The following is a 17,646-nucleotide window of genomic DNA, read 5'->3' on the forward strand; positions in this document are numbered from 1 at the left end:
ACGAAGACCGTGCGGCCCTCGACCGTGCCCCAGCCGGTGATGACACCGTCGGTGTGGGGCTTTTTGCTCTCCAGGCCGAAACCGGTCGCCCGGTGCCGGCGCAGCTGCTCGACCTCCTTGAAGGAGCCTGCGTCCAGGAGCAGTTCGATGCGCTCCCGTGCGGTCAGCTTGCCCTTGGCGTGCTGGGCCTCGGTGGCCTTCTCGCTCGGTCCTGCGACGGCCTTGGCACGGATCGCGTGCAGTTCGGCCACACGCCCGCGGGCGTCGGTGGGCTCGCCGCCGGCAAGAGCAGCCTCATCCAAAACGGTCATGTAGCGACCTTACGAAGCACCGGCCGGGAAACGGTCCGTCGACTTCGCACAGTCTCCGGCCCGTTTTCCTGGTACCCCCGGACAGAAGCCCGGTGCGGTGCAGGCGAACCGACTGCTCAAGGGGTGCTCTCGTTGTGGAGGTCTCACAATGGGTCTACGGAGCGGTGACACGCGGGCACGTTACGCCATGCGGACCACCTCGCCGCAACACGCCGCGGGAGCCGCTCGCGACTGTTGAAGCTTAAACCAAATGGGTCTACCGTGGGACCCGTCAACGGATCCGGCCCCTCCGACCGGACCCACACCCCCGCCGCGGAAAGACCGCCCGCGGCGCGTCCCCAAGGAGAGCACGACATGGGCATCTTCGGCCGCAAGAACGAGTCCGCCGCAGCCGGCACCCCCGCCCCCGTCAACCCGGAGCTGGCCTCACTCACCGGTGACTACACGCTCGACCCTGCGCACACCACGCTCGGCTTCACCGCGCGCCACGCGATGGTCACGAACGTCAAGGGCTCGTTCCACGACTTCGAAGGCACCCTCCACCTCGACGGCAGCGACCCGACGCAGTCGACGGCCACCCTCGACGTGAAGATGGAGAGCATCGAGACGGGGCAGGGCGACCGGGACAACCACCTCAGGAGCGCCGACTTCTTCGACGTGGAGAAGTTCCCGGCGATGTCGTTCCGCTCCACCTCGGCCCAGGCGCTCGGCGGGGACGACTACCGGATCACCGGTGACCTGACGATCAAGGACGTCACCAAGCCGATCACCATCGACCTGGAGTTCAACGGTGCGGCGAAGGACCCCTTCGGCAACGAGCGGGTCGGCTTCGAGGGCAAGGCCGAGCTGCTGCGCTCCGAGTGGGGGCTGACCTGGAACGCGAAGCTGGAGACGGGCGGCGTCCTCGTCTCCGACAAGATCAAACTCGTCTTCGACATCTCGGCGATCCGCAGCGCGTGAACCACCCGGGGCCCGAGGGGCCCCGTCCCGGGCGGGGCCGGGTCAGAAGCCCCCGCCGAAGTCGCCGAAGCCTCCGCCGCCGTCTCCGAAACCGCCGCCGAAATCGCCGGAGCCGAAATCGGAGCCGGAGCCGGAGTCTCCGCCCGTGCCTCCGCCCGCGTCCCAGCCGCCCGTCGACGGGTCCGAGTAGGCGTAGGCCGGGCTGGACATCATGGAGCCGAGCATCGTGCCCATGAGGAGGCCCGGGAGAATGCCGCCGCCGAAGTAGCCGCCCGCCCAGGGGCCGTAGGCGGGGCCCGCCTCGTAGTACGGGCGGGGGCCCTGGTCGGTGTCGACGGTGCGGACCGCCGGGTCCTCGCCGTCGTCGATCCGGGCCTTGTCGGCCGCGCACACCGGCACGGCACGCACCGGCCCGCCGGGCGGCGCCCAGGAGGCGTCCGCCACCGAGGGGCCGTGACGCGGGTCGAAGAAGCAGGGAAGCCGGCGTTCGGGCAGCTCGCGCCCCTCGCGCCGCGCGGCGAGCACGGCGAGGGAGAAACGGCCGTCCTCCAAGGCCTCCGTCACGCCCTTCACGTCCTCGGGGCGCTGCGCCGAGGCCATGATCGACTTGGCCTGCTCGTAGGAGTCGAGGGCCCGCTCGTAGTCCTGGCGCATCACATCGGTGGCGCCCTGTTCACCCGGGTGGAAGTCGAGGCGCTCGAGTTCCTCGCCGAAGGCCGTGATGTCCTCGTCCACGACCACGCGCAGCTGGTCGAGGGCGGCCCGGTTCTCCTCGGCCCGCTTGCGCTTCCTGCGCTTGACCAAGACGTACGCGCCCGCGCCGCCCGCCGCGGCGACCGCGCCGAGGGTCACCAGGGCGCCGGTCGCGGCACCCTCGTCGGCGAGGCCCCACGAGGAGGGTGCACTCCCGCGCGCGTCACGGGTCGCCGCGTCCACATACGCGTCGAGGCCGGCGGCGTTGCCAAGGGTCTGCAGGTTCTGCGCCGCCTCCTGGGAGAGCACCGACGAGTCCGCCCGTACGGCGAAGGTGTCGCCGCGCAGCACCCCGTACACGCCCGGCTCGCCCACGGCCGCTCGCAGCGCGGTGAAGTCGTCCGGTGAGGTCGGGAAGTCCGCGGGCAACACGGCGAGGAAGACCGGCTTGCCCGAGTCCTTGATCTGCTCCGTCAGCGCATCCGCCTCGGAGCCCGGCAGCAGGCCCGTCGCCGCCAGATCCACGTACACCGGGCCCTTCTCCAACCCCTCCGCCACGGTGGGGATGTCCGAAGCGGCGTACGCCCCGGGCGCCGCCGCGAAGGCGGCCCCCAGGGCAAGCAGCAGCCCGGACAGGGCGATCGAAATCCGCCTTGCTCCGTTGGTCCGCTTCGTAAGCTTTCTCATACTTCGAAGCTAACGCAGCGGGCGGGCGGATGAGGGGGCCCGGCGGCCCGTATTTCCGGGAGCGGCCCCCTGAGCGCGCCGGCTACTCCGTGGGCTCGACTCCCGCGCGCAGCAGCCCGTAGGTGTACGCGTCCTCCAGGGCCTGCCAGGAGGCCGCGATCACGTTGTCCGCGACGCCGACCGTGGCCCATTCGCCCTGGCCGTCCGCCGTGGAGATCAGGACGCGGGTGGTGGACTCGGTGCCGTGGGCACCTTCCAGGATGCGGACCTTGTAGTCGACGAGCTCCAGCTTGGCGAGTTGCGGGTAGATGCGTTCGAGGCCACGGCGCAGGGCGTTGTCGAGGGCGTTGACCGGGCCGTTCCCCTCACCCGTGGTGACGATCCGCTCACCTTTGGCCCACAGTTTCACCGTGGCCTCGTTGGCGTGGGTGCCGTCGGGCAGGTCCTCGACGATGGCGCGCCAGGATTCGACGCGGAAGTAGCGGCGGGCGCGGCCCTCGGCCTCCTCGCGCAGCAGCAGTTCGAAGGAGGCGTCGGCCGCCTCGTACGTGTAGCCCTTCAGCTCGCGTTCCTTGACCCGCTCGACCACGCGGCCGACCAGTTCCCGGTCGCCGCCGAGGTCGACGCCCAGTTCCTTGCCCTTGAGCTCGACGGAGGCGCGTCCGGCCATGTCGGAGACCAGCATCCGCATGGTGTTGCCGACCAGCTCGGGGTCGATGTGCTGATACAGGTCCGGATCGACCTTGATCGCGGAGGCGTGCAGGCCCGCCTTGTGAGCGAAGGCCGAGACGCCCACGTAGGGCTGGTGGGTGGACGGGGTCAGGTTGACGACCTCGGCGATGGCGTGCGAGATCCGGGTCATCTCCTTGAGGGAGTCCTCGGGGAGCACACGCTTGCCGTACTTGAGCTCCAGGGCGGCGACGACCGGGAAGAGGTTGGCGTTGCCGACCCGCTCGCCGTAGCCGTTCGCCGTGCACTGCACGTGCGTGGCGCCCGCGTCCACGGCGGCGAGGGTGTTGGCCACCGCACAGCCGGTGTCGTCCTGGGCGTGGATGCCCAGCCGCGCTCCGGTGTCGGCGAGCACCGTGGCGAGAACGGCCTGCACCTGCGCGGGCAGCATGCCGCCGTTGGTGTCGCAGAGGATGACGACCTCCGCGCCCGCCTCGTGCGCCGCGTGGACCACGGACTTCGCGTAGGCAGGGTTGGCGCGATAGCCGTCGAAGAAGTGCTCGCAGTCGACGAAGACCCGGCGGCCCTGCTCGCGCAGGTACGCCACGGTCTCGGCGATCATCGCGAGGTTCTCGTCGAGGGTGGTGCGCAGGGCCAGTTCGACATGGCGGTCATGGGACTTGGCGACCAGGGTGATCACCGGGGCGCCGGACGCGAGCAGCGCCCTGACCTGCGGATCGTCCTCGACCTTCACACCGGCGCGGCGGGTGGCACCGAAGGCCACCAACTGTGCGTGCCGGAAGTTGATCTCCTCGGCGGCTCGCGCGAAGAACTCCGTGTCGCGGGGGTTGGCGCCCGGCCAGCCGCCCTCGATGAAGCCGACGCCGAAGTCGTCCAGGTGCCGCGCGATGGTCAGCTTGTCCGCGACGGTGAGGTTGATGCCCTCGCGCTGCGCGCCGTCGCGCAGGGTGGTGTCGAAGACGTGGAACGCGTCGCGGGGATCCTCGGAAGCGGCGGGCCCATCCGTATCGTGCGCGTGGTCCGTGGCTCGGGTCATGCTGCTGGCTCCTGGTTTCGGATATCGGTCTGACCGGAATGACCGGTTCCGCCGTCCTCCTATGATCCCTGACGCTCCGCCGCCGGCTGCGGGTGGGCCGGAAAACGAAAAAACCCCTCGCGGGTGCGAGAGGTCTGCGCGCGGGTCGAGGACGACGGTGTCCGCCCGTACGTCGGTCGGTACGGGGCGGTCACTGCGGACCGGCGCGCCTGCTGCCCATAATCATGGCGAACGAGAGCACGGACGCAGTCTTGCACAGGCCGTGACCGTGTCCGTACTCCGTCTCAGGATGCGGTCGGTGAGCCGCGCCACCTCAGCGCGCGAGCGCCTCGTCCAGGAACTCCCGTACGTGGGCGAGGACCTGCCCGCGGTCCGTGCCCGGCAGCCCGACGGCCACGTGGACCGAGAAACCGTCGAGCAGCGCGCGCAGCCGCACGGCGAACCGCTCGGGGTCGTGGGACACGAACTCCCCGCGGGAGACGCCCTGGGCGAGCAGGGCGACCAGATCGCGGTGCCAGGCGCCCTCGATGGCGACCTGTCGGCGCCCGGCCCCGACGGCGGCATCGGCGTACGGGGAGCGGTTCCAGACCTCCATCCACAGCGCCCAGTGCGGATCACCGGACCCGGACGGCACGTACAGGTCGACGTACGCGTCCAGGCGCTCGCGTACGGAGGCCTCCTCGGTGAGCAGCCTGCCGCGCTGCTCGCCCAGGCGGCCCTCGCTCCACTCCAGGGTCTGCAGGAGCAGTTCGTCCTTGGTCCTGAAGTAGTAGAGGAGGTGTCCGCTACTCATGCCGACGGCCCGGCCGAGCGCCGCCATGGTGAGCCGGTCGAGCCCGCCTTCGGCGACCATCCGCATGGCCGCGGCAAGCACGTCCTCGCGGGGCGGGGCATGCTTGCGCAGGCGCGGGGTGGTGCTCATCTCGGGCTGATCCTCCAGGCTCCGGCGTCCGTCGTCGGCGCTTTTGTTCGTCGGCGCGTACGACTCGGTGCGTGCGCGCCGTGCGTACGGCTGGGTGCGTGCGCGCCGTGCGTACGACTCGGTGCGTACGGCTCAGCGGGTGCGCGGCTGCTGCTGGGTGATGCAGTGGATGCCGCCCCCGCCCGCGAAGATCGTACGGGCGTCGACCAGCGTGACCGTACGGTCCGGGAACAGGCGGCGGAAGATTCCGGCCGCCTGCTCGTCGCGCGGGTCGTCGAAGGCGCAGAGGACGACGCCGCCGTTGCAGAGGTAGTGGTTGATGTACGAGTAGTCGGCCCAGCCGCCGTCCTCGCCGCGCACCTTCGTCGGCGCCGGGACCTCGACGACCTCGATCCGGCGGCCCCTGGCATCGGTCCGGGTGCGCAGAAACTCGACGTTCTCGCGGCAGATGTCGTGATCGGGATGGCTCGGATCGGGCTGGGTGTGCGCCACGATCACACCGGGTGCGGCGAAGGCCGCGACGATGTCGACATGGCCGAGGGTGCCGTAGCCGTGCGGAGGATAGTCGGCGCTCAGGCCGCGCTTGAGCCAGATGGCCTTGGTGGTGCCGAGCTTCGCGTGGATCTCCGCCTCGACCTGCTCGCGGGTCCAGCCCGGATTGCGCTCGGGGCCCAGCTGCACGGTCTCGGTGAGCAGTACGGTGCCCTGGCCGTCGACGTGGATGCCGCCGCCCTCGTTCACGAGCGGCGAGCCGTGCACGGGGACTCCGGCGAGATCGGCCACGTACGAGGCGATCTTGGCGTCGTGTTCCCAGCGCGCCCAGTCCTGGGCGCCCCAGCCGTTGAACACCCAGTCCACTGCTGCCAGTTCGCCCTCGGGCCCGAGCACGAAGGTGGGCCCGATGTCCCGCATCCAGGCGTCGTCGAGCTCGCGCTCCACCAGGTCGATGTCCGGGCCGAGCAGTGCGCGCGCCGATTCCGCCTGGCCGGGGCCGTGCACGACGGTGACCGGTTCGAAGCGGCGCACGGCGCGGGCGACCGTCGCCCAGGCCTCCCGCGACTCGGCGAGTTCCTGCTCGCCGGAGAAGGTGATGTTGGGGCCCGGCCAGGCCATCCAGGTGCGCTCGTGCGGCGCCCATTCGGCGGGCATACGGAAGGTCATGACGTGATCCTCGATGGGGTGGGGTGGGGGGTGAGTATGGGGGTGGGGGTGGGGTGGGGCAGGGGGTAAGGCCGGGCGCGGTTCAGAGGAAGTAGAGGCGGTTCAGGGACACGGATTCGGCCGGGTCCGAGCGCATCGGCCGCCCGTCGAGCGTGACGAGGCCGCTTCGGGCGTCCACGTCGACCGCGCCGATCCGGGAGTTCAGGTGCAGGTCCCCCGGGCCGATGCCGCGTGTGCCGCGGATGCCGACGCGGCGTCGGCGGGTGGGCAGCCGGTCGCCGTCGAGCGCGGCGGCCGCCTGGGAGACGAAGGCCACCGAGAGTTCGGCGGCCGTCGCGCCGTGCGCGCCGAACTGCGGTCCGAGGACCAGGGGTTCGCAGGTGTCGGTGGCGGCGTTCGGATCACCCGTGACCCCGAAGGCCGGGAAGCCCGCCTTGAGGACCAGCTGCGGCTTCGCGCCGAAGTACGCGGGCTGCCAGAGCACGATGTCGGCGAGCTTGCCGGTCTCGATCGAGCCGATCTCGTGGGCGAGGCCGTGGGCGAGCGCCGGGTTGATGGTGAGCTTGGCGAGGTAGCGCAGCACGCGCGCGTTGTCGTCGTGCGCTCCGTCGCCGTCCAGCGGGCCGAGTTCGGCCTTCATCTTGCCCGCCATCGCGAACGTACGGCGGACCGTCTCGCCCGCGCGCCCCATGCCCTGCGCGTCGGAGGAGGTGATGCCGATGGCGCCCAGGTCGTGCAGGACGTCCTCGGCGCCCATGGTTCCGGCGCGGATCCGGTCGCGGGCCATGGCGGCATCGCCCGGCAGATCGGTCTTGAGGTCGTGTACGGAGACGATCATCCCGTAGTGCTCGGCGACCGCGTCCCGGCCGAAGGGCAGCGTGGGGTTGGTGGAGGAACCGATGACGTTGGGCACGCCCGCCATCTTCAGGACGTTGGGGACGTGGCCGCCGCCGCAGCCCTCGATGTGGAAGGCGTGGATCGTACGGCCGTCGAGGACGCTCAGGGTGTCCTCGACCGAGAGGCATTCGTTCAGGCCGTCGCTGTGCAGGGCGACCTGCACGTCGTGTTCGTCGGCCACCCGCAGGGCCGTGTCCAGGGCGCGGGTGTGCGCGCCCATGTCCTCGTGCACCTTGAAGCCGCAGGCACCGCCCTCGGCAAGGGCCTCCACGAGCGGGGCCTCGTGGGAGGAGGAGCCGCGGGCCAGGAAGCCGATGTTCACGGGCCAGGCGTCGAAGGCGTTGAAGGCGTGCTTCAGCGCCCACGGCGAGTTGACGCCGACGCCCCACACCGGGCCGAACTCCTGGCCGATGACCGTGGTGACACCGGAGGCGAGGGAGGCCTCCATGATGCGCGGCGAGAGCAGGTGGACATGGGTGTCCACGGCTCCGGCGGTGGCGATCAGACCCTCGCCGGAGACGATCGTGGTGCCCGTGCCGACCACCACGTCCACGCCGTCGAGGGTGTCCGGGTTCCCGGCCCGGCCGATCGCGTGGATGCGGCCCTCGCGGATGCCGATCGAGGTCTTGCGGATGCCCTGCACGGCATCGATGACCAGGACATTGCTGATCACCACATCGCAGGTCTCGCGCACGGCGGCGGCCTTGAGGTGCAGCCCGTCGCGGGCCGTCTTCCCGAAGCCCGCGAGGAACTCCTCGCCGTAGGCCTGCGAGTCGGCCTCGACGCGGACCACCAGGCCCGAGTCGCCGAGGACCACACGGTCGCCCGCGCGGGGGCCGTGCGTGGCCGCGTACTCCTGCGGGGTCAGCCGACGGGCTTCGGCGGGGTGGCCTCCGGGGCGGCTCATCGCCGGGCCTCCTTGTCGGTGTGGGATCGGGCGCCGTCGGTGCGGGATTGCGCGCCGTCGGTGTGAGGTCGGGCTCCGTCGGTGTGGGATTGGGCGCCGAGGTAGCCGCAGGCCGCGGCGCGGCTCAGCGCCTGTTCGCGGGCGCCGGGTGCGTCCAGCGGTCCGTCGACGAGCCCTGCGAAGCCGATGGCGATCCGCTCGCCGCCGATCGGTACGAGCCCGACCTCGGCCGCTTCGCCGGGCCCGAACCGTACGGAGGAACCGGCCGGGATCGCGAGCCGCATCCCGTACGCCGCCGAGCGGTCGAAGTCGAGGCGTGGGTTGGCCTCGAAGAAGTGGAAGTGCGAGGTGACGCTGACGGGGACGGTCGCGGTGTTGCGTACGGCGATACGTACCGCCGCTCCGGGCTCCTCGTGCTCCGGGCCGGGCAGGACCGCTCCCGGCGCGCCCTCGCCCAGCGAGCCGCCGGTCAGCGAGCCGTCGGCCAGCGGACCGGAGACGACGGCGAGCCGGGAGCCGTCGTCGAAGACGGCCTCCACATGCACCTCGGTCACCACGTCCGCGACGCCCGGCAGCACGTCCTCGGGGCCGAGGACGCCACGGGCGCGCTCGATCGCCTCCGCGAGCCGCAGCCCGTCGCGGGCCGCCTCGCAGACGGTGTCGGCGATCAGCGCGGTGGCCTCCGGGACGTTGAGCCTGAGGCCACGGGCCCGGCGGGCGCGGGCCAGCTCGGCGGCGCCGAAGAGCAGCAGGCGGTCGCGTTCGGTGGGGGTGAGTCGCATGGCGGTGCACTTCCCTCGGTGGTTTTTAGAGTGTCACTCTAAACCGAGACCATCCCGGATCGGAAGGAAGGGCGCAAGCGACCTCTCTCCCTCTCCTTCTGCGCCCGCTTCCCTATGGATCAGGAGTCAAAAAAAGGGCCGGACTCCCCTGGTGGAGGGGAGTCCGGCCCTGGCGCGCGTACGGAGAGGGATCAGCCCAGCGTGTGCATCCAGCCGTGCTTGTCCTCCGCCTTGCCGCGCTGGATGTCGAGCAGCGCCTCGCGGAGCCGCATCGTGACCTCGCCGGGCTCGCCGCCCGCCTGGGTCCACTCGCCCGCATTGCACTTCACCGTGCCGACGGGGGTGATGACCGCGGCCGTGCCGCAGGCGAAGACCTCGGTGAGCGAGCCGTTCTGCGCGTCGCGCTGCCACTGGTCGAGGGAGATACGGCCTTCCTTCGCCTCGTAGCCGAGGTCGCGGGCGACCTGGAGGAGGGAGTCACGGGTGACGCCCTCGAGGATCGAGCCGGTCAGCTCGGGGGTGACGATCCTGTCGCCGTACACGAAGTACAGGTTCATGCCGCCGAGTTCCTCGACCCACTTGTGCTCGACCGCGTCGAGGTAGCAGACCTGGTCGCAGCCCTTGGAGGCCGCTTCGGCCTGGGCGAGCAGGGAGGCCGCGTAGTTGCCGCCGGTCTTCGCGGCGCCCATGCCGCCGGGGACGGCGCGGACGCGGTCCTCGGAGAGCCAGATCGAGACGGGCTGCACGCCGCCCGGGAAGTACGCGCCGGCGGGCGAGGCGATGACCATGAACAGGTACTCGTTGGCGGGCCGCACACCGAGGCCGACCTCGGAGGCGAACATGAAGGGGCGCAGGTACAGGGACTCCTCGCCGCCGTGCGCGGGGACCCAGTCCTTGTCCTGCTGGACCAGCGCGTCACAGGCCTCGATGAAGGTCTCGACCGGCAGCTCCGGCATCGCGAGGCGGCGGGCGGAGGCCCGGAAGCGCTCGGCGTTCTTCTCGGGGCGGAAGGTGGCGACGGAGCCGTCGGCCTGGCGGTAGGCCTTGAGGCCCTCGAAGATCTCCTGCGCGTAGTGCAGGGTCATGTTCGCCGGGTCGATCGAGAGGGGTCCATACTCCACGAGCTGTCCGTCGTGCCAGCCGCGGCCTTCGGTCCACTTGATGGTCACCATGTGGTCGGTGAAGTGGCGGCCGAACCCGGGGTTGGCCAGGATCTGCTCGCGTTCCGCGGCGGAGAGCGGGTGCGAGGAGGGCTTGAGCTCGATCGTGGGCGTCGTCATATGGATGTCCTTCACCGGTTTCGTGTGTGACGGACCGCGCTCGCATCCGTTCGATCCACGCGATCTTCGGTCACCACTGGCGACCTCACGCGATCTCCCGGACGGCTGAGAGCTTCCTCCCCCGAATGCCGCGGCCCCACGTTCGATTATCGCTCGCGTGCGGCCCCGGACGAAACGGGTGGGAGGCGGCGCGCTGCGCGGCGTACGGCAGGATGCGGCAGCGTGCGGCGGCCCATGGGGTCGATGGTGACACCCGGCGGAGGATACGAGAAGCCGCCGGGTGCCTGTGCGGCCTGCCCGGCGGCCTCCTGGAGAGCGGTGTCCGCGGGGCGTCAGGCGGTGACGCGTACCGCCAGCGCGTCGCCGATCTCCTCGGTGCTGCGGGGCGTCTCCCCGCGCTCGCCCAGGTCGGCGGCGACGGCCTCCTCGATGCGGGCCGCCTCCGCCTCGTAGCCCAGGTGGCGCAGGAGGAGGGCCACGGACAGGACCGTGGCGGTCGGGTCGGCCTTGCCCTGGCCCGCGATGTCGGGGGCCGAGCCGTGCACGGGCTCGAACATCGAGGGGAAGTCACCGCTCGGGTTGATGTTTCCGGAGGCGGCGACGCCGATGCCGCCGGAGACGGCCGCGGCCAGGTCGGTGATGATGTCGCCGAAGAGGTTGTCGGTGACGATCACGTCGAAGCGGCCCGGGTCGGTGACCAGGTAGATGGTCGCGGCGTCCACGTGGATGTAATCGGTGGTGACCTCGGGGAACTCCTCGGCCACCTGGTTGAAGACATTGGTCCACAGGTGGCCGGCGTACGCGAGCACGTTGTTCTTGTGCACGAGCGTGAGCTTCTTGCGGGGGCGGGCCTGGGCGCGCGCGAAGGCATCGCGCACCACACGCTCCACGCCGAAGGCGGTGTTGACCGAGACCTCGGTGGCGACCTCGTGCTCGGTGCCCTTGCGGATGGTGCCGCCGTTGCCCGTGTACGGGCCCTCGGTGCCCTCGCGGACCACGACGAAGTCGATCTCCGGGCGGCCGACGAGGGGGGTGCCCACGCCGGGGAGCAGCCTGCTGGGGCGGAGGTTGACGTGGTGGTCGAACGCGAAGCGCAGCTTGAGCAGGAACCCGCGCTCCAGGACGCCGCTCGGCACGCTCGGGTCGCCGATCGCGCCGAGCAGGATGGCGTCGTGCGCCTTCAGCTGCTCGATGTCGGCGTCCGTGAGGGTCTCGCCCGTGGCGTGGTACCGCTTGGCGCCGAAGTCGTACTCCTGCGTCTCGAGCTTCACGTCCTGCGGGAGCACGGCACGGAGGGTCTTGAGGCCCTGGGCCACGACCTCGGGGCCGATTCCGTCGCCGGGGATGGTTGCGAGATTGATGCGTCGAGACATGGTTCGCACCGTAGTCGTTGTTCCAACTGTTGACACGGGGTGTCCAACATTCGGACCGACCGGGCACGCCCCCGGGTGAAGCGGTGCCACACCCGGGGGCGAGGAGGTCAGTGGGAGGGGGTGCCGCCGTTGTCGCGACGGTCCAGGGCTCGCTGGAGGGCCGCTGCGGCGTTCTTGCGCTCGGAGTCGTTCCGCGTGACGTGGCGGACGCGACGGGTGGCGGTGGTCGTCTCGGACATGCTGACTCCTGGGGGCATGAGTGGAGTACGGAGGAGGGGTTGCTGCAGGGTTGAGGGTTGGAAGTCCTCGAGACGCCAGAGTGGCGGGGAGCCAGGGCCCGCAGGGGTTGCCTGCGCGAGGGCGTGGCTCACAACCGCCGTTCGCTTGATCGAGCGATGCGTTCGGCTTCTACCAAGCTAGGGCAGCTCAGCCGGTCTGTCTCCACAGTTACTCGGACTTCCTAGTATCTGAGACGGCAGGCAAAGAATCCCCCGGCCGTCACCCCAGGGGCCGCAGGAAGCGTCGCTCGTACCTCCGGATGCAGTTGGTCCTGCGGGCCAGCTCGAAGGCCTCCTGGCACTCCGGATCGGCCATGGAGTCGGTGCGATAGCGCTCGTACGCGGCGAGGGTGGGGAAGGAGAACAGGGCGTAGGCGATGTCGCTGTCGTCTTCCCCGGGCAGGAAGTAGCCATGGTGTGAGCCGCCGAAGCGGCTGACGAGGTCGACCCAGCGGCGGCCGTATTCCTCGAAGTCGGCGATCCGGTCCGGGTCGATCTCGTACCGCAGATGAATCGTGATCACGGGGTGATGATGCCCGCTGGAGGGACGAGGGTCACCGGTCGTGCGCCGGCCGGCCCTCGCCCGTCCGGCCGCGACTGCCGGACCGCCTGCCCGCCCTGACCGCTGAGGAGGTGCCCGACCGCCCGGGCCGCCTGCCTGCTCTGCCCGCTCAGGCCGTGCGGGAGCGGAGGGCGGTGAGGTCGGCGGGGTCGAGCCGGGCGGTCAGGGCGGTCAGGGCGGATACTTCGGCGGCCAGGGCCTCCGCGGCCTCGACCATGTCCGCGTAGGCGTCCCAGCCGTGCTCGGCGTAGGCCGCGTCGATGGTGTCCTGGTGCGAGGACCGGCCCGTGGCGGCTTCGAGCGCGGCCATGTTCGCCCGGCTGCGCACGTAGTCCGCGGCGATCTCCTGGGATGTGGCGCCGAGCAGCGTGAGGAGGACGAGGGCGATGTTGCCGGTGCGGTCCCGCCCGGCCGCGCAGTGGAAGGCGACCCCGCCGGGCGCGGCCTGCGCGACGGCCGCCACGGCCGCCGCGATCCGGTGCGGGAAGCGCTGCATGAACGGGCCGTAGAACCGCGGCGTGCCCCAGCGCCAGTCCTCGGTCCACCGCCCCCAGAACTCGCGGTCCTCCTCCATTCCGTCGAGTTCGACGCGCACCGTGGTGATCCCCTCCGGCCGGGGCGCGGCATCCGTCCCGTACTCGTCCGGCTCCCGGAGGTCCACGACGGTGCGTATCCCGTGGGCGTACGCGGCCGCCCAGCCGTTCCCGGTCAGCTTGTCGAGGCCGTCGGCCCGTACGAGCGCGCCGCGCCGGACGCGTCCGAGCCCGCCGAGGTCGCGCACGTTGTGGCAGCCGTCCCAGTGCAGATCCCGCTCCGCGCTCGTCGTGGTCATGACGATCACGATGCCATCCACGCCGTGGGCACGAAGAACCGCCCCCGTCCGGATGTGGGGTCCGGACGGGGGCGGAATCTGGGGAGGGGGCGGGGTGTCGGCCCCCAGGGGTGGCCGTGTGGCCGTGTCCGGGCGAGCGGACACGGCCGGGCCGTACGGCCGGGGCTCGGGTCAGCCCATGTGCGGGTAGCGGTAGTCCGTCGGGGAGACCAGGGTCTCCTTGATGGCCCGCGTCAGCGTCCACCGCATCAGGTTCTGCGGGGCACCCGCCTTGTCGTTGGTGCCGGAGGCACGGCCGCCGCCGAAGGGCTGCTGGCCGACGACGGCGCCGGTCGACTTGTCGTTGATGTAGAAGTTGCCCGCGGCGTAGCGGAGCTTCTCCATCGCGTCGGCCGCGGCGGCACGGTCACCGGCGATGATCGAGCCGGTCAGGGCGTAGGCCGAGACGGACTCCATCTGCGCCAGCATCTCGTCGTAGGCCTCGTCCTCGTAGACGTGGACGGCGAGGATCGGGCCGAAGTACTCGGTGGTGAAGACCTCGTTGGCCGGGTCGGTGCACTCGATGACGGTCGGGCGGACGAAGTAGCCGACCGAGTCGTCGTAGGTGCCGCCCGCGACGATCGTGCAGCTCGGGTCGGCGGCGGCGCGGTCGATCGCGGCCTTGTTCTTCGCGAAGGCGCGCTCGTCGATGACGGCGCCGATGAAGTTGTCGAGGTTGGTGACATCGCCCATGGCGATGGAGTCGACCTCGGCCGCGAACTCCTCCTTGAAGCCGTTGTTCCAGATGGAGACCGGGACGTAGGCACGCGAGGAGGCCGAGCACTTCTGGCCCTGGAACTCGAAGGAGCCCCGGGTCAGCGCGGTCTTCAGGGTCGCCGGGTCGGCGCTCGGGTGCGCGACGACGAAGTCCTTGCCGCCGGTCTCGCCGACGATGCGCGGGTACGAGCGGTACTTCTCGATGTTGTTGCCGACCGTCTTCCATAGGTGCTGGAAGGTCTTGGTCGAGCCGGTGAAGTGGATGCCCGCGAGCATCGGGTGCTCGAGCGCGACGTCGGAGACGGCGAGGCCGTCACCGGTCACCAGGTTGATGACGCCCTTGGGGAGACCGGCCTCCTCCAGGAGCTGCATCAGCAGGACGGCGGCGTGGGTCTGCGTCGGGGACGGCTTCCAGACGACCACGTTGCCCATGAGGGCCGGGGCGGTCGGCAGGTTGCCGGCGATGGCCGTGAAGTTGAACGGCGTGATCGCGTAGACGAAGCCTTCGAGCGGGCGGTGGTCCAGACGGTTCCAGACGCCCGGCGAGTTGGCCGGCGGCTGCTCGGCCAGGATCTTGCGGGCGTAGGCGACGTTGAAGCGCCAGAAGTCGATGAGCTCGCAGGGGGTGTCGATCTCGGCCTGCTGGGCGGTCTTCGACTGGCCGAGCATTGTGGAGGCGGCCAGCGTCTCGCGCCAGGGGCCGGAGAGCAGCTCGGCGGCGCGCAGGATGATCGCGGCGCGGTCGTCGAAGGACATCGCACGCCACGCCGGGGCGGCGGCCAGGGCGGCGTCGACCGCGTCCTGGGCGTCCTGCTGCGTGGCGTTGCGGAACGTACCGAGGACGGAGCCGTGGTTGTGCGGCTGCACGACCTGGAACGGCTCGCCGCCGCCCATCCGCTTCTCGCCGCCGATGGTCATCGGCAGATCGATGGGGTTCTCCGCCAGCTCCTTGAGCTTGACCTCCAGGCGGGCGCGCTCGGGGGAGCCGGGGGCGTAGCCGTGCACCGGCTCGTTGACGGGAGTGGGGACCTGGGTTACAGCGTCCATGAGTACCTGAACTCCTTTGTGAGGGGTGTCGTTGCGAGCGGTCTGGAGCGGTTTCGTCCGGTTTCCAGCGTTTCGGTCGGTCGAGCGGTCGAGCGGTCGAACGCTTTCGAGCGGGTGCTCAGCCCTTCGTGAGGATCGAGCGGGCGAAGAAGAGCAGGTTGGCGGGCTTCTCCGCGAGACGGCGCATGAAGTAGCCGTACCAGTCGGTTCCGTACGCGGTGTAGACCCGCATCCGGTGGCCTTCGGCCGCGAGGCGCAGCTGCTCCTCGCTGCGGATGCCGTACAGCATCTGGAACTCGTAGTCGGCGGGCTTGCGGCCCGCGCGGCGGGCGAGCTCCTGGGTGATGGCGATGAGGCGCGGGTCGTGGGAGCCGATCATCGGGTACCCGTCGCCGTCCATCAGGATCTTCAGGATGCGGACGTACGCCTTGTCGATCTCGGCCTTGTCCTGGTACGCGACCTCGGCGGGCTCCTTGTAGGCGCCCTTGACGATACGGACGCGGGAGCCGGCCTCGGCGAGGCGGCGGGCGTCGTCCTCGGTGCGGAAGAGGTAGGCCTGGATGACGCAGCCCGTCTGCGGGAAGTCCTTCCGCAGCTCTTCGTGGATGGCAAACATCGAGTCGAGGGTGGTGTGGTCCTCCGCGTCCAGCGTAACCGTGGTGCCGATGGCGGCGGCGGCCTCTACGACGGGGCGGATGTTGGCGAGGGCGAGCTCGTGGCCGCCCTCCAGCGCCTGGCCGAACATGGAGAGCTTCACGGACATCTCGGCCTTGGTGCCCAGGCCCAGCTCCTTCAGGCGCTCGATGAGCACGAGGTAGGCGTCCCGTGCGGCGTAGGACTGCTCGGGTGTGGTGATGTCCTCACCGACCACGTCGAGGGTGACCTCGAGGCCCTTCGCGGCGGTCTCCTCGACGATCGGGATGACCTGGTCGAGGCCCTCGCCGGCGATGAAGCGGGCGACGACCTGCTTGGTGCCCGGCGCGGCGGAGACAAAACGGCGCATCTTGTCGCTGCGCGACGCGGCGAGGATCACGGGACCCAGCACGGGGGCACCTCCATTTTTTCGTGGGGTCAGGGGCGCCGCACCAGAAAACGTCAACGATCCGGGAACGGCACGGAGAACCACCGTGAAACCTAAGGATCGCGCCGAATCGGGTCCATCTACAGGTGTCACGCATCGGTGCGGGGAATCTCGTACATCTGTATGAGGTCCACCTAGAATGACCCCGTGAAGGGCGACTACCAGGACCTAGTGGACGAGATCTCGGCCCTCCTCGGGGCACCCGCGACCCTGGAGGACCGGGACTTCCGCCTCATCGCCTTCGGCGCGCACGACAGCGACGACGAGGCCGACATGGACCCGGTCCGCACCCGGTCGATCCTGACGAGGAAGTCCACCGCCGCCGTCCGCACCTGGTTCGAGGGCTACGGCATCACCCGCGCCACCCGGCCCGTCCGTATCCCCGCCTCCCCCGACGCGGGCGTGCGCACCGCGCGGATCTGCCTCCCCGTACGCCACGGCGGCTTCGTCCACGGCTACGTCTGGCTCCTGGACACCGACCCGGGCCCGAGCCCGGAGCAGCTCACCGCCGCCATGGAGGTGACGGAACGCATCGGCGTGCTGCTCGCCGACGAGGCGAGCGCGGGCGAGGACGTGGCCCGCGAGCTGCGGGCCGTCCTGACCAGCGGCCGAGGCTGGCAGCGCGACATGGCGGTGGCGGCCCTGCGCGCCGCGCTCGGCCCGGGCGCGGACGATCTGCTCGCGGTCGTCTGCGTCAGCCCCTGGCCCGCCGAGGGCAGCGGTCCCGCCCGGGTCCCGGGCACCGTGGCCGCCTGCACCGTGCCGCCCGCGGCGGACACGGAGGACACTCCGGCTTTCGCCGCGCTGGTCCGGGTGCGCGCCGCCGATGCCCTCTCCCCCGCCCGCGCCCTCGCGACCCGGCTGCTCACCTCCGCGCCTGCGGGTGCGGCGGCGGGTGTCGGGGGTGCGCGGCGCGGGCTCGCCGAGCTGCCCGAGGCCTGGCACGAGGCGCTCGCCGCCGCCCGTACGGCCGCGGCACGGCAACGCGCCGAGGGCGCGGCCTCATCCCGTACGCACGACACGGCGCCCATCGCCGAATGGTCGGCGCTCGGCCCGTACCGCCTGCTGACCGCACTCCCGGCGGCCGCCGCCCACGACCCGGCGGCCACCGCGCTGCTGCGCCACCCCGAACTCGCCCACACCGCCGAGGTCTTCCTCGACCACGCGGGCCAGGCCGGCCGCACGGCCGCGGCCCTCGGCATCCACCGCCAGACCCTCTACTACCGCCTCTCCCGCATCGAACAGCTCACGGACCTCGACCTGGACGAAGGCGAGGACCGACTGCTGCTGCACATGGCACTCAAGACCGCGCGTCTGCACGGCGGTTAGGCATCCGCGACTTCGTCGGCAGAAGGCGGCTCATCAGCAGGTCCGTTGTCAGTGGGGTGCGC

16 protein-coding genes are annotated in these 17,646 nt (G+C 71.0%); 2 read left to right on the forward strand and 14 right to left on the reverse strand.

Annotation, left to right across the window (positions count from 1 at the left end; all coding sequences use genetic code 11):
• Positions 1–311, reverse strand: a 311-nt coding sequence (locus ACLF6P_RS18430) for a carboxyl transferase domain-containing protein (protein WP_415951565.1), incomplete at its 3' end; no start/stop codon positions are given.
• 354 nt (positions 312–665) lie between these two features.
• On the opposite strand from ACLF6P_RS18430, the gene ACLF6P_RS18435 reads away from it, so the two are divergent.
• Positions 666–1,271, forward strand: a complete 606-nt coding sequence (locus tag ACLF6P_RS18435) for a YceI family protein (protein ID WP_415951567.1) — start codon at positions 666–668, stop codon at positions 1,269–1,271.
• A 42-nt stretch (positions 1,272–1,313) separates the two neighbouring features.
• On the opposite strand, the gene ACLF6P_RS18440 is transcribed toward ACLF6P_RS18435, so the two are convergent.
• The 13 genes from ACLF6P_RS18440 to ACLF6P_RS18500 all read right to left on the reverse strand — a co-directional run bounded on the left by ACLF6P_RS18440 (position 1,314) and on the right by ACLF6P_RS18500 (position 16,219).
• On the reverse strand, positions 1,314–2,651 hold the full coding sequence (locus ACLF6P_RS18440; protein ID WP_415951569.1) for a hypothetical protein: 1,338 nt from the start codon (positions 2,649–2,651) through the stop codon (positions 1,314–1,316).
• Between the two features lie 82 nt (positions 2,652–2,733).
• Positions 2,734–4,377 (reverse strand): citramalate synthase, encoded by a 1,644-nt coding sequence (cimA, locus tag ACLF6P_RS18445; protein WP_415951570.1) that lies wholly within the window; start codon positions 4,375–4,377, stop codon positions 2,734–2,736.
• 313 nt (positions 4,378–4,690) lie between these two features.
• A complete protein-coding gene (locus ACLF6P_RS18450) occupies positions 4,691–5,299 on the reverse strand; it encodes a TetR/AcrR family transcriptional regulator (RefSeq protein ID WP_415951572.1) in 609 nt (202 codons plus the stop codon).
• A gap of 132 nt (positions 5,300–5,431) precedes the next feature.
• Positions 5,432–6,460, reverse strand: a complete 1,029-nt coding sequence (locus ACLF6P_RS18455; protein ID WP_415951574.1) for an agmatine deiminase family protein — start codon at positions 6,458–6,460, stop codon at positions 5,432–5,434.
• 82 nt (positions 6,461–6,542) lie between these two features.
• Positions 6,543–8,264, reverse strand: a complete 1,722-nt coding sequence (locus ACLF6P_RS18460; protein ID WP_415951575.1) for an urease subunit alpha — start codon at positions 8,262–8,264, stop codon at positions 6,543–6,545.
• Positions 8,261–9,046: an urease subunit gamma gene (gene ureA / locus ACLF6P_RS18465; RefSeq protein ID WP_415951576.1), complete on the reverse strand. Its 786-nt coding sequence runs from the start codon at positions 9,044–9,046 to the stop codon at positions 8,261–8,263. The genes ACLF6P_RS18460 and ureA overlap by 4 nt, the downstream gene beginning before the upstream one ends.
• A 191-nt stretch (positions 9,047–9,237) precedes the next feature.
• Positions 9,238–10,326, reverse strand: a complete 1,089-nt coding sequence (locus ACLF6P_RS18470; RefSeq protein WP_415951577.1) for a branched-chain amino acid aminotransferase — start codon at positions 10,324–10,326, stop codon at positions 9,238–9,240.
• A gap of 332 nt (positions 10,327–10,658) precedes the next feature.
• On the reverse strand, positions 10,659–11,699 hold the full coding sequence (locus tag ACLF6P_RS18475) for a 3-isopropylmalate dehydrogenase (protein ID WP_415951578.1): 1,041 nt from the start codon (positions 11,697–11,699) through the stop codon (positions 10,659–10,661).
• Positions 11,700–11,806: 107 nt separating this feature from the next.
• Positions 11,807–11,938 carry a hypothetical protein gene (locus ACLF6P_RS18480; protein WP_415951579.1) on the reverse strand — a complete coding sequence of 44 codons (132 nt, stop codon included), beginning with the start codon at positions 11,936–11,938 and terminating at the stop codon, positions 11,807–11,809.
• Between the two features lie 259 nt (positions 11,939–12,197).
• Positions 12,198–12,500, reverse strand: coding sequence for an NIPSNAP family protein (locus ACLF6P_RS18485; protein WP_415951580.1), 303 nt, complete (start codon positions 12,498–12,500; stop codon positions 12,198–12,200).
• A gap of 148 nt (positions 12,501–12,648) precedes the next feature.
• Entirely contained in the window at positions 12,649–13,371 is a 723-nt protein-coding gene (locus ACLF6P_RS18490; protein ID WP_415951581.1) for a tyrosine-protein phosphatase, read from the reverse strand.
• A gap of 171 nt (positions 13,372–13,542) precedes the next feature.
• Positions 13,543–15,174: an L-glutamate gamma-semialdehyde dehydrogenase gene (gene pruA, locus ACLF6P_RS18495; protein ID WP_415951582.1), complete on the reverse strand. Its 1,632-nt coding sequence runs from the start codon at positions 15,172–15,174 to the stop codon at positions 13,543–13,545.
• Between the two features lie 118 nt (positions 15,175–15,292).
• Positions 15,293–16,219 (reverse strand): proline dehydrogenase family protein, encoded by a 927-nt coding sequence (locus tag ACLF6P_RS18500; protein ID WP_415951584.1) that lies wholly within the window; start codon positions 16,217–16,219, stop codon positions 15,293–15,295.
• Between the two features lie 183 nt (positions 16,220–16,402).
• On the opposite strand from ACLF6P_RS18500, the gene ACLF6P_RS18505 reads away from it, so the two are divergent.
• The gene (locus ACLF6P_RS18505; RefSeq protein WP_415951585.1) at positions 16,403–17,584 is read left to right on the forward strand and encodes a PucR family transcriptional regulator; all 1,182 of its coding nucleotides are present in this window, start codon (positions 16,403–16,405) and stop codon (positions 17,582–17,584) included.
• Positions 17,585–17,646 lie beyond the last annotated feature (62 nt).

The sequence above is a fragment of the Streptomyces lothianensis genome, from assembly GCF_047779955.1.
Classification (GTDB): Bacteria; Actinomycetota; Actinomycetes; order Streptomycetales; family Streptomycetaceae; genus Streptomyces.